The sequence below is a fragment of the Maritimibacter alexandrii genome, from assembly GCF_005871115.1.
Taxonomy (GTDB): domain Bacteria; phylum Pseudomonadota; class Alphaproteobacteria; order Rhodobacterales; family Rhodobacteraceae; genus Maritimibacter; species Maritimibacter alkaliphilus.
Genome location: NZ_SWKQ01000013.1, coordinates 578,875 through 590,390, shown reverse-complemented (window position 1 = coordinate 590,390; position 11,516 = coordinate 578,875). Strand labels below are relative to the sequence as shown.

Annotated in this window: 16 protein-coding genes; all 16 read right to left on the bottom strand. The window is 66.2% G+C overall.

Annotation, left to right across the window (positions count from 1 at the left end; genetic code table 11):
* Positions 1–82 precede the first annotated feature (82 nt).
* Positions 83–436, bottom strand: a complete 354-nt coding sequence (locus FCT00_RS15485) for a GTA-gp10 family protein (protein WP_138423721.1) — start codon at positions 434–436, stop codon at positions 83–85.
* A gap of 26 nt (positions 437–462) precedes the next feature.
* Positions 463–897: a phage tail tube protein gene (locus FCT00_RS15480; protein ID WP_138423720.1), complete on the bottom strand. Its 435-nt coding sequence runs from the start codon at positions 895–897 to the stop codon at positions 463–465.
* Complete coding sequence (gene gp17 / locus FCT00_RS15475) at positions 894–1,295, bottom strand: tail completion protein gp17 (RefSeq protein ID WP_138423719.1); 402 nt, start codon at positions 1,293–1,295, stop codon at positions 894–896. Before gp17 ends, FCT00_RS15480 begins: the two co-directional genes overlap by 4 nt.
* Positions 1,292–1,768: an HK97-gp10 family putative phage morphogenesis protein gene (locus tag FCT00_RS15470; protein ID WP_138423718.1), complete on the bottom strand. Its 477-nt coding sequence runs from the start codon at positions 1,766–1,768 to the stop codon at positions 1,292–1,294. Before FCT00_RS15470 ends, gp17 begins: the two co-directional genes overlap by 4 nt.
* Position 1,769: 1 nt before the next feature.
* On the bottom strand, positions 1,770–2,162 hold the full coding sequence (locus tag FCT00_RS15465) for a phage head completion protein (protein WP_138423717.1): 393 nt from the start codon (positions 2,160–2,162) through the stop codon (positions 1,770–1,772).
* The gene (locus FCT00_RS15460; RefSeq protein ID WP_171043013.1) at positions 2,162–2,788 is read right to left on the bottom strand and encodes a head-tail connector protein; all 627 of its coding nucleotides are present in this window, start codon (positions 2,786–2,788) and stop codon (positions 2,162–2,164) included. Before FCT00_RS15460 ends, FCT00_RS15465 begins: the two co-directional genes overlap by 1 nt.
* A complete protein-coding gene (locus FCT00_RS15455) occupies positions 2,781–2,963 on the bottom strand; it encodes a hypothetical protein (RefSeq protein ID WP_138423715.1) in 183 nt (60 codons plus the stop codon). Before FCT00_RS15455 ends, FCT00_RS15460 begins: the two co-directional genes overlap by 8 nt.
* 69 nt (positions 2,964–3,032) lie before the next feature.
* Positions 3,033–3,482 carry a hypothetical protein gene (locus FCT00_RS15450; RefSeq protein WP_138423714.1) on the bottom strand — a complete coding sequence of 150 codons (450 nt, stop codon included), beginning with the start codon at positions 3,480–3,482 and terminating at the stop codon, positions 3,033–3,035.
* A 30-nt stretch (positions 3,483–3,512) separates the two neighbouring features.
* Positions 3,513–4,736: a phage major capsid protein gene (locus tag FCT00_RS15445; protein WP_138423713.1), complete on the bottom strand. Its 1,224-nt coding sequence runs from the start codon at positions 4,734–4,736 to the stop codon at positions 3,513–3,515.
* Between the two features lie 2 nt (positions 4,737–4,738).
* Positions 4,739–5,407 carry an HK97 family phage prohead protease gene (locus FCT00_RS15440; RefSeq protein ID WP_138423712.1) on the bottom strand — a complete coding sequence of 223 codons (669 nt, stop codon included), beginning with the start codon at positions 5,405–5,407 and terminating at the stop codon, positions 4,739–4,741.
* Complete coding sequence (locus FCT00_RS15435) at positions 5,400–6,623, bottom strand: phage portal protein (protein WP_138423711.1); 1,224 nt, start codon at positions 6,621–6,623, stop codon at positions 5,400–5,402. The genes FCT00_RS15440 and FCT00_RS15435 overlap by 8 nt, the downstream gene beginning before the upstream one ends.
* Position 6,624: 1 nt before the next feature.
* The gene (locus FCT00_RS15430; protein ID WP_235889111.1) at positions 6,625–8,340 is read right to left on the bottom strand and encodes a terminase large subunit; all 1,716 of its coding nucleotides are present in this window, start codon (positions 8,338–8,340) and stop codon (positions 6,625–6,627) included.
* Positions 8,321–9,172, bottom strand: a complete 852-nt coding sequence (locus FCT00_RS21610) for a helix-turn-helix domain-containing protein (RefSeq protein ID WP_212748021.1) — start codon at positions 9,170–9,172, stop codon at positions 8,321–8,323. Before FCT00_RS21610 ends, FCT00_RS15430 begins: the two co-directional genes overlap by 20 nt.
* A gap of 4 nt (positions 9,173–9,176) precedes the next feature.
* A complete protein-coding gene (locus FCT00_RS15420; protein WP_138423709.1) occupies positions 9,177–10,490 on the bottom strand; it encodes a DNA methyltransferase in 1,314 nt (437 codons plus the stop codon).
* Positions 10,491–10,679: 189 nt separating this feature from the next.
* On the bottom strand, positions 10,680–11,081 hold the full coding sequence (locus FCT00_RS15415) for an HNH endonuclease signature motif containing protein (protein WP_138423708.1): 402 nt from the start codon (positions 11,079–11,081) through the stop codon (positions 10,680–10,682).
* 7 nt (positions 11,082–11,088) lie between these two features.
* Positions 11,089–11,439 (bottom strand): hypothetical protein, encoded by a 351-nt coding sequence (locus FCT00_RS15410; RefSeq protein ID WP_138423707.1) that lies wholly within the window; start codon positions 11,437–11,439, stop codon positions 11,089–11,091.
* Positions 11,440–11,516 lie beyond the last annotated feature (77 nt).

Here is an 11,516-nt window from a genome sequence, read left to right as displayed (position 1 = left end):
TCATACTCGCGCAGCGTGACCCGCCAGAACAGCTCCGGCGGTTGCCCCGCCGAGACCCACTCCGACCAGAGGGCCGACCAGTCTAGGCGGCCGCTGCCGGTTTTCCCGGCGTCTTTTCCTCGGCCCCCTTCTCCGGCATGGAGGCGGTCATCGCCTTGTTTACCAGATCCATGACGGCATCGAGGCCGCCAGCCGCGTCGATTATCGCGCCTGCCTCTTTCTGGGTCATGGTGTCGTGGTGTTCGATGAGCCCCGCCCAGAAAATCGCCCGCAGCATCTTCATCGACTGCTGCTCGCTCTCGAGGATATCGACGACGGACTTTCCCGTCGCCTCTTCGAGCTCGACCAGCGCATTCGTGGTGAACTGGAGCGTGTAGGTTTTGCCCGCCGCCTCGAAGGTGGTCTTGGCGCGCGGGTCCATGCCGGATTTCGTCATTTTGGAAAGCCTCTCTCAGCGCCGGATCAGGACGTCTGCGTCCAGTCCGGAGCGCCGGTGATCTTGAAGGTGGCGGTCAGCGTGAGCTCGTTCTCGTCGAGCGTCGGCGGGGTGAGCGAGGTGAGATAGGCGGTGTAACCCCAGGTCGACCCCGACGCGAGCTCGATCTGGTAATACTGCGCATCGTCGTCCTCGAAGTCGGTGATGAGCGTGTCGTAGGTGCCATCATCGGCGTCGAGGTAGAGCTCGGCCGAGAACTCGCCCGCATCGCGCAGGTTCGCGATGAACTCGCGGTAGCGGCCGGACGATTCCAGATGGGTCACGTCCTTGGTGTCGCGCGTGAGCGTCGCGGGCGTGATCGAGCGCACCTGACCGATGGCGGTGAACGTGCCGCCGGAAGTGCCGTCAGAGGACCGTTTCAGGGTGGTCCCGTAACCCGTTTTCGCATCCGTCACTTTCATGTCTCCTTCCAGACGCAGTAAAATTCGACGATCACGCGAGACAGGATCCCGGCACCGTCCATTTCCTCGGCTGCGCCATCACGCATCGAGATCTTCATGATGTGGTCGAAGGCGACACCGCCGACGGTCCCCACATAGCCACCCAGGAGCCCGTCGATGATCCGGGCGACCTCGGTCGCGCCGAGAACGAGATCGGCATAGACATCGACCTGCAGACGTGCCCGCGTGAGCCCAGTCGGCCCTTCGAGGTGGTAAGGCTCGGTCGCCACCACCTCGCGCAGCAGCACGAAGGGCCGGGCGGTTTCACCCTCGGGCAGGCGCGTCCAATGGACCCGGGTGCCGACGAGATCGGTGAGCGCCGACTGGCCGAGCAGGTATGTGGTCAGCGCTTCTTTCATCCTCCGGCCCTCGCCATGCGACGCTGGTGGCGCGCAACGGTCTTCGCGACGTCGATGCGCAACTGCGCGACGATGATGTCCCAGGCCTCCGGCGCCCGTGTCTCGAAGGCTGGGCGCATGAACGGATGCGCGGCCATTTTGTGGCTGCCGAACTCGTTGACCATTGCGGCCGCATAGGGCTGGCGCTCCGGTCCGCGACCGTCGTGGATCGAGGTCAGGACGCCGACGTTCTGCTGCACCTCGTTCGACCCGGCCTTTCCGCCTCGTGCGGCCGCGCGCGACGAGATGCCGATGGAGCGATGGAGGTCATTGGCGGCAGTGGCCGGATCATCGGCAGCCAGCTGCTCGGCGGCGGCCTTGATCGGCGCGGCGGCCTTTTTCAGAACCCGGCGGCCGCTGGCCTTGGCGACCGTAGACGGCAGGTCCATGAGCAGCCGCTCGAGCTCGCGGCCGCCTTCGAATTTCAGATCCACCTCAGAGCTCCTCGACGGCGGTGATTTCGAGATAGCGGTGGCGGCCGCTGCCCCCGGCCTCCTTCACGCCCTTGATGTCCCAATTACGGCCATCGGCGATCATCATGTCCCCCGCCGTGATGCTTCGGGTCTTGGCATTCGACCTGACCGTCCAGCGGGTGCGCAGGAACCCATCCTCGATCCCCGCTTTCAGGCGCTCGGCATCCGACAGGTCCATGCGCGCCGCCCAGGCCTCGCAGAACGGATCCGGAGCGGGCGTGGCCGTTGCAGGATCCGGACGGACAACCTCGTTCAAGGCGTTTCGCGTGGCGGTCACCTTGCCCGAGGCCGGGGTCTCCGCGTAACGGTAGAACGCGACGCGCCGATCCAGCCGCGCAGCCCCCGACCGGGCCATCAGATCAGGCCCTCGGGACGGCGGAAATTCACGAGCAATGCGCGCACTCCGAAGGGCAGTATGTCGCGCGGCCCGCTCGCGGCCGCCTCCGCGTTCTCATACCAGAACCCGACGAGCAGGCGCACGGCCTGTCGGATGGGCTCGGGCACGTCCGAAGCCGCCGCGCCATAGCCCGCGACGAAGGTCACTCGGATCGCATCTGAACGGTCGTAGACAGCGGGCCATGACGCCCCTGCGACGAGCTCGAGGCGCGCCCGGCTTTCACCGGCCACGAGGCGATAGCTCTCGGCCGCGAGCGTCTGGGTCTCGCCCTCGGCATCGATGTAGACGACCGAGGTCACCGACTGAACCGGCGGCAATGGTAGATCGAGTGACGCGCCCGAGGGCCAGACAGCACGGGTCATGACCCACGACTGCGTGATCAGCGCCCGGCCGAGGATCCCGAACGGCCCGTCGAGCAGACCCTCGGCCGCGAGCACGAGCCCGTCGACCAACGTATCGTGATCGTCTTCGAGCTCGCGCAGGTGTTCTTTGGCCTCTTCCGTCGAGAGAACGCGGGTGGCGGGCGCACCTTCCTCGGCCAGGGCCAAGGAATAGCCGCGCGCGCCGTGCAGCCCGTCAGGCACCCTTGTTCTCCGGCGGCGTCGCGGCCTTGGTCGCAGGCGCGGCCTTGCCGGCCACAGCGCCAGCGGCGCGCGCTTCGACCTCGACCGCGCCGGACACCTCTGAGCCCGCCTTCAGCCACTCCGGGTGAATTTTGCCCTTCGGCACTGCGTAGAAATCCTTGGTGAGTTTTGCCATATCAGCCTCCGTGGTTTTTGGATGGAGGCCGGAACACGCCCGGCCTCGCACCAAAAATCGCGAGGGCGATCAGGTCGCCGCGATCTCGGCCGCAGCCGTGCCGCCCGGCGAATAGCGCAGGTTCTGCAGCACCCAGGTGCCTGAGACGATCGCATCGGTGCCGGTGGTCCCGGTCGCTACAACACGCACGTGTTTCTTCGTGCCGATGTAGCCGATCGAGCCGAGGGCCTTGTTGTCGTCGTCATCGTCGGTGACGGACAGCGCCGCCTCCGTCCCGACGAGATCCGCGTCCGCGACCGGGGTGAAATCCGCGTCCGCGTCCGTGTCGCTTTCCTGCACTTCGAAGCTGAAGCCCGCAGCGCCACCGGCATCGGTGACCGTTCCGGTCTGCAGGAATAGGGTGGCCGCACCGGCGTCGCTCACGTCGACGATGTTGCCCTTGGCCGGAGTGGCTCCCGACAGCGTGGCCAGCAGGCCGTGCGCCATCACAGTGAGCGACCGGCAGTCGATCTTATGCATGTGCTTTCTCCTTCAGAAAGGTCCGGACGATCAGCTCGTGGCGAACTTGATCACCTTGATCGCGTCGAAGTCGGTGATCCCGCCACCAACGCGCTTGGTCGCGTAGAACAACACGTTCGGCTTCGCCGAGAACGGGTCGCGCAGGATCACGACGTTGGTGTTATCGGCGATGGTGTAGCCGGTGAAATCGCCCACCGCGATCGACAGCGAGCCCGCGCCCTTGGCAGGCATGTCGTCGGCGACATACATCGGACGGCCCTGAACGGTCCGCACGATCTGCCCATCGGTGTTGAGCATCGACTGGAGCAGATACTGGTCCGCGCCGTCCTTCAGCACCGCGACGTCGGCCGCAACGGTGTTCTTCATGAGCCACGAGGCATTCGCCTGATAGACGCCCTGCAGGTCGTAGAAGGTCCGGGTCAGAACATCCGCCGGTGCCGAGGCCGCGAAGTCGCCCGCCGCACCCGTGGCGCGATACTGCAGCTTGCCAGCCGCACGATCGGCATCCGCATCCGTGGCCACGTCATAGGCAAGGAAGCCCTTGGGCATGTTGACCCCGTTGCCCGACACGAAGGCGGTCGCCTCCGCGCGCGCGAATTTGTCGGAGATCTTGCCCACGAGCCAGGACTCGATGTCGAAATCCGCGACATCGAGCATGCGCTGTGACACCTTCGGCATCGCCGAGAGCTCGTGCAGGACGATGGAAATGCGGTTCACGGTCGGCGTGTTGGTTTCCGAACGCGAGCCGGTTTCCCCCGCCCACTCATAGCCCAGGTCGTCGCGATCGATGAGCACGTCGTAGCTCGCACCCGAGAACTGCTCGACGGTCGCGAGCATGCGGATCGGCGAGGTCCGACGATGCCGGGTCTGGATCCCGGCGCGGATGGTCGGACTGACCATGAAGCCACCGCCCTCGGCGGTGTTGGTCGCCATCGACTTGAGCTCCGGGCCTTCCTCGCCCTTGCGCAGGTAGTCGACAAAGGACGCGTTGTAAGCGGCATCCTTGGCCTCGTCCGGGCCACCGGGTGCGCCCGGGCGATTTCCGGCCGTCTCGACCTTCTCGAGACGCTCCATCATCGACTTCTGCTCGGCCTCGAGTCCGGCCGCGATATCGGCCTTCATCTTGTCGAATTTCTGGTTGTCGACGTAGTCCGCCGACTTCCCCTTAAGCCCTTCCACATCCGAGCGCAGCGCCTCGACGGTCTTCTGCGTGTCGGAAAAGAGCTCTTTGATCTCCATCATGCCATCGGGCATTTTTAGACTCCTTGTCCAAGTGTGCGGCGCATGAACTGCGCCAATTCGCCAAGACCACCATCGCCAGCGTCCTGCATGGCTTTGACGGCTTCGAACCCGCCACCCATGAGGGTGCGGGCCACGGAACGAGAGAACCCAGCGTCCTGCATGAGCCTCCGTTCGCATTCGCGTTGAGTGAGATCCCCGGCCTTCACGGCGTCGATCCGCGCCGAAGAAAGCATAGGGAATGTGACCATCGAGACCTCCCAGAGATCGAGCTCGAGCAGCTGGCGCTCGCCGTTCTCCCCCCGGGTGGCGCGCAGGGTTCGGTAGCCGATCGACATCCCGTCGATGATCCCCTCGCGGATCATTTCGGCCACCTCGGCCCCCTTCGCGATCTTGGTGAGGATCCGGCCGCGCACGAACAGCCCGGTCTCGTCCTCAAACACCTCGTCCCACTTTCCGATGGGCTGCGACGGGTCGTGCTGCCAGAGCATCTTGATCCCCCCGACCCCGCCGGGTTTCTCGGCCAGCGAGCGCGCGAAGGCGCCGGGCACCACGACGTCGCCGCCCGCATCAACCTCGTTGAAGCGCGAGGCGTAACCTTCGACGTGGCCATCGGCGTCGGCCTTGACCTCGAGGGCCAGTGTTTTGAACTCGGCCCATGCGGCCTCTTCCTTGCGCTCATTCATCGATTTGTCCCTCCGGGTTCATCGCGCCGCGCGGCACGGCGTTGGCCCACGGCTCATCGACCGGGTTCATCCCGACTTCCTCGCGGACCTCGTTCGGCGACATCCAGCCGGGCTGGCCGCCCGCGCCGAGCGCCCTTGTGAAATACTCGGCCTGATCCTTGAAATCGCCGCGCAACAGCGCGCGCTCGTCGAGATCGACCCTCAGATCCCTGTCCAGCGACAGCACGTCGCGATGGCAGACATCTTCGAACCGACGCATCCACGGCCCGAGCGTGTGGACAACGTGGTTGCGAAAGTGCTGCTCGGCCGAGGCGAAGGTCGTCGTCGAATTCGCATGCATGAGCATGATCGGATGCACCCGGAATGCCCGGGCGATTTCTTCGATCTGGAACTGCCGCGTTTCCAGATGCTGCGCGTCGACGCTGGTCATGACCATCGAGTCGAACTTGGCGGCCGCGTCCAGGATCGCGATCCCGCCGTCGCCACCGGGTCCGAAGCGCTGCTGCCAGAGATCGCGCAGGGCCTCGCGCCGTTCCGGGCTCAACTCCTGCTCGAAGCTCAGGACACCGGAGGGCTTGCCGCCATTCCCCGCGAGCCGCGCCTGCTGCTGCTCCATCGCCGCAGCGAGCCCGATGGCCTCGCGCGCGGCCGAGAGGGCGGGCAGGGCCTGCCAGCCATCGAGCGACGGACCGCGCAGATACATGACCTGTGACGGTTCGAACGTCCCGCTGGTCCCGTTTGCGTAGCTGACCCGGAAGTAATGGCGCCAGCTGTTTGCGACCCGCTCGATCGACCATGTGCCGATGGGCAAGGGCAGGATTTCGCGAACCTCGCCGTTCACGACGTTCTTGATCCCGAGAAACCCGTTGCCCAGGAGCGCCGAGAGGATCGCATACTCGCGAAACTGAAACGGCGTCTGAAACTCGTTCGGCGACACCGCCATCACCCGGTGCGCCCAATGGTTCCGCACGACCTCATACGAGCGACGGCCGTCCTCGAAGCGATCACGCACGATCCTGACCGGCATCTGCGCGATGCCCTCCGAGATGACCCGGACGGCGCAGGCGACGGCCGAGATCTGCATGGCGGTCACCGGGGTGACCGCGACGTTGGAGCGGCTGGTGTAGCGCACAAACGGCGCGACCTCGGCCAGCTGGTCGAGGGTCAGCGTCACCATGTCGGCGCTCTTGCGGCGCAGCTTTCCGAGCCCGAACATCTCAGAGCACCATGAGGTCGGCGGTTTCGAGATAGGATCGCGCGCTCGACGCGACCGGGTTCATATCCATAAGAACCGCCGCGTTGAAGGTCGCGATCAGCGGATCGATCTTCGCGACCCCGGCCTTCGCTTTCGTGATCATGATATTATTGCCCTTCGCCTCTGCCTTCGCGTTGCCGAGCGCCCACCGCATGATCGGCTGGTCGCCGTGCAACAGTCGGCCATCCATCAGCCGCCGCTCGAGGCCCTTGATTGCCCCGTTCAGTTTGAACCCTTGCCCGACCCCGTAGACCGCTCCTTCGGGAAAGCCCGCCTCGCCAAGCTCATCGAGCAGCGCCGCGACGCCCCAAGGGTCGAGCCCGATGCCCCCTGCTTCAGGGAACAGACCCCCCTCTCGCACGACACTGCAGAGCGCGGCCATCTGGCGCGCATGCTCGGTCGTGTTTTCCTCGATCACGAGGTCGCCCGCCTCTTCGACGTCGCGCAGGACGGTGGCGATTGAGGCGCGCCGGGCCAGCACGTCGGGCGTGGCCCAGACGCGCACATGGTGCAGCCACCGCCGGGTGTCGGCCTCACGGCCGATGAACGCGAGAGACGCGAGGTCGTCCGCACCCCCTAGATCGCCCCCGGCCACGACCACCTCGGACCGCTCGAGAAGCTCTTCGAGACCGATCAGCGTGTCGTCGATGCACCCGGTCCAATACTCGGCGCCGACCCACCGCTCGGAGTGAAGCCCGAGACCGATCTCGACGTTCAGATGCTGGCTGACCCAGATCTGCTCGGTCTCAGCCGTGGCCGAGCCGTTGTTTTCATAATCGGCCTCGAGCCGTTCCCGGCTGATCGAGCGCCCGAGGTTCGGCAGCACCAAGTGCCAATTGTCCCGGTTGCGCCAGAACCCCTCGTCCTTCTGCACCGCCTCGGGAAACTCGTAGAGCACCGGCAGCATGATCGGCTTGGACCCGGCCTGCCCATCGCGGATCGCCCGGGCCTTTCTGAGCTCGGCCTTCCAGATCCCGGCAGGCTCCTTGTCCGACTGCGTCGTGATCATGAGCAGGCGGCCGCCCGCCTTGGTGATCCCGCCGCCCCGAACCTGTTGCATGACCGCCGCCGCGCCCGCCTTCTTGCCGAGCTCGTGGAGCTCGTCGATGATGGTCAGCCGTGGGATTTCCCCGGTGACGATCGATGTGTCGAAGGTCTTCACCTCCAGCTTGGACCGGGTGCGCCGTCGAGTGATGCGCTTCAGGTTGTCCTGAATGTGAAAGATCTTCTCGAGCCCGGGATCGAGCCGGATCATGCCCTGCGCCTGCGAGAAACACCGCTCCGAGATGTTCTGCGACGGGCCGATGAGCAGGAACTGGCTCTGCGGCACCTCTTCGAGATAGAGCTCGGTGAGCGCCAGCGCCGCCGAGTAGGTCGACTTCGAGCTCTTCTTCGGGACCATGCACAAGCACTCCCAGACCAGCCGCTCGTGGGTCTCCGGATCCTCGCTCGCCGAGATCGCGATCAGAATGTCGCGAAACCAGTCGCCGCAGGCTTCCTTCAGCGGCGGATTGCCCGCGACATCGGGCAGGCGCAGCCGATTGAAGAACGCGAGCGCCCTGCTGGCGCGCTCCCAATTGACAGGAACCTCGGCCATCGGTGTTTCGCCCGCCTGCAGCCGCTCCCACCAGTCCGGGCAGGCGAACCGTGGCAGAGCCTCAATGCGGCCGTTTGGCACGACCCGCCTCGGCTTCGATTTCGGCGGTCAGCCATTCCTCGGCATCGGCCGCTGCCTGTTCGTTTTGCTCTTTTTTGCCCAGACGTTCCGGCTTGGCCTCGGGCTCGGCATCGGGAGCCCGGCCCGCGTGGGCTTCGGCGAGGCGCAAATCCTGTGCCTCGAGCAGCTTGCCGAGCTCACGCAGGGCGGCCACGTTTCCGCGCCCCGCTTCCTGCATCGCGATCTCCATACGACGGGCGTCGAGCCGGTCTCGCATCACATCGCGTTCGCCAAGCTCGCGCTTGAAGGCGCGCCGCAGGGTGGGCTCGGAGATTTCGAGTGCGGCCGCAATGCGCTTGTTTGACCAGCCAGTGGCCAAGAGCAGGCGCACCCGATTGCGATCCTTCGCCGTCGCCTGAAACTTCGGGCGCCCCTTCTGGCCGCGTCCCGGGCGATCCGGATACCCAAAAATGTCCCGGTTCGGAGGCTCGGCACCGGAATCGACGTCCGGGTCGATGAAGTCGGCCGACAGCTGCCGGAACTCTGCCAGCGCCGACGTCGCGGCGCGGCGCAACGCCGAGACCTCGAGGCGGCCGTTCGTGGGCGATTTGGTGAGCTCGCCCCCGACCGGGTTCTTGTCCGACCGCAGCCGGTCCAGCTGCGCCTCGAGCGCCCGATACCGGCTCCAGGCCTTGCAGGCGGCCTCCAGCTGCAACAGCTGCCCCGGCGTGACCCCGACCCCGGGATCCATCGAGCGCACGAAGGCCGACCAGGCGGCCTGACCTTCCGCGTCGAGGCCCTGCGGCGCCGAGGGCAGATCGCCCCCGCTCAGAGCGAACTCGGACCCGGGCATCCCCTTACCCCGCGCCCCGGGCGGCCGAGACCTCGGCAAAGGTCTGGTCCGTGCCGTCGAGGCGCGCCTCGGCGCCGGTGAATTCCTGCCAGCGACGAACGATCACATCGACGTAGGTCGGATCGAGCTCCATCGCGTAAACGTGGCGTCCCTCGATCTCGCCCGCGATCACCGTGGTCCCGGATCCGCAGAACGGCTCGTAGATCGCCTGTCCCGGCGACGAGTTATTCACGATCGGCCGGCGCATGCATTCGACCGGCTTCTGCGTCCCGTGGCCGGTGTCGTTTTTCAGGTGTTCGATGAACCAGACGGTGGTCTGCTTTCGGCCGCCGCGCCAGCTGGCGGTTTTTCCGGCCCGCACCAGATAAGCGAGGCTCTCCTGATCGACCGAGAACCCTTCAGGCCCCTCGGCTTCGCGCTCGGCATAGAAGGCGGGCTCGTGCTGCCAGTGATAGTGCCCGCGCGAGATCGGCGCCCGGGTCTTCACCCAGACGATCTGGCTGCGGACCGCGAACCGGGCGGCCTCGAGGCTGGCGGCGACCTCGACGTTGTGAAGCGCCCCATGCCAGACATAGGCGACGTCGCCCGGAAACAGATCCCAGGCCTCGCGCCAGTCGGCCCGGTCGTCGTTCTGCACCTTGCCTGAAGCAACAGCCGAGCCGGTCACGGCTGCGCGCCACGCCGGGTCGTAATTCACGCCATAGGGCGGATCGGTCACCATGAGATGCGGACGCACGTCCCCGAGCAGGCGGCCGACATCCTCGGCCGACGTGCTGTCGCCACACAGGAGCGTGTGATTTCCGAGGCGCCACAGGTCGCCCGGCCGCGAGATCGGCTGGTCGGATACCGGCGGTGCGGCGTCCGGGTCCGTGAGCCCGGCACCGCCGCCGAGGATGAGATCGGCGAGCTCATCCTCATCGAACCCGATGAGGGTCATGTCGAACTCGAGCTCGGCCAGCGCGCGCATTTCTTCCTGAAGCGCCGCCTCATCCCAATCGGCGTTTTCGGCCAGCTTGTTGTCGGCGATCACGTAGGCGCGCTTCTTAGCGTCCGACCAGCCGGTCGCTACCATGCAGGGCACCTCGTCGAGCCCGAGACGCTCGGCCGCCATGATCCGACCATGCCCCGCGATCACCCCGCCCGCTTCGTCGATGAGCACCGGCATAGTCCAGCCCCATTCGCGGATCGAAGCGACCAGCTGGTCGACCTGCTCCGAGCTGTGCGTCCGGCTGTTCTTCGCGTAGGGCACAAGATCCACGACGGCCCGACGACACACCTGATCGGCGGGCCAGGCGCTGAGGTCCGTTGCATCCTTCACGAGGTCACTCCCGAAAAAAAATGGGCGCCCGAGCGCCCTCGCGGCGATCCCGGTCAGAGCCGGTCCGCCAAGCCCTTGAAAGGGCTCAGGTTTTCAGAACCCGCCGGACCCGAGGTCCGCCGGACGAGGTTTCGCACATCAAAATTCCGGCCCGGCCGAAAAAAAACGCGCAGATGAGGGGGGCGCGGGCTAACGGATGGGCCGGTCCGAAGATGGACCCACCCCCCGCCCAGCGGCCGCGCGCTCGAGGCGCTGCTTCACCCGGTCATGATATTCCTTCGAGACCAGCTGAAGGTTCGCAGGATCCCAGAACAGGGTCAGGTCGCCCTTGTGCGGGCGGATATGGTCGAGCACCGGGCTGTTGGGCGCGGGCTCCTTGCCGGTGAGCAGAACGCCCGTCTGGCGACACACGAGCCCATCGCGCTCGATGATCTTCAGCTTTAACCTTTGCCAGCGCCTGCTGCTGTAGAGCGCCCGCGTCGGCGACACTTGCCGCCGGACCCGGTCACGCTCGGCTCCGGTCGCACGTGGCACCCGTGAGCCCGCCAGCTGCAGTCGCGCAGGCGCGGAGGTCAGACGCAGCTTCGGCATGCCCGGATCAGAATTCGAGCAGCGATGCGACCAGTCCCGAACCCGACGAGATCGAGATGGCACCTGCGAGATAATTCTCGATCGAGCGCAGCCGAATTGCGACGACGTCGCCATCCGCAATGGAGCCGACCGCGAACCCGCCCGAGAAGTCGATGGCGCCAGCGCCTCGCACATTGCGGGTGCCCGCACCGGCTCCGACGATGGTCGGCGACACCGGCGAGCCCGTGTCATTGCGCAGCATGAGCACCGGATCGTGCGACGGGTTGAAGGTCAGCACATCGGAGGATCCGTTGAGCGTGACCTCGGTAAGGTCGACGGCGCCAGCGGGCTCCATGTTGGTGGCCGTGATCGTGGTCATGAGAGACCCTCCATGTCGGGAACAGCGGGGCGACAGCGGCCCGGAAACGCGAAGCGCCCGGGGCGGGGATACCGCTC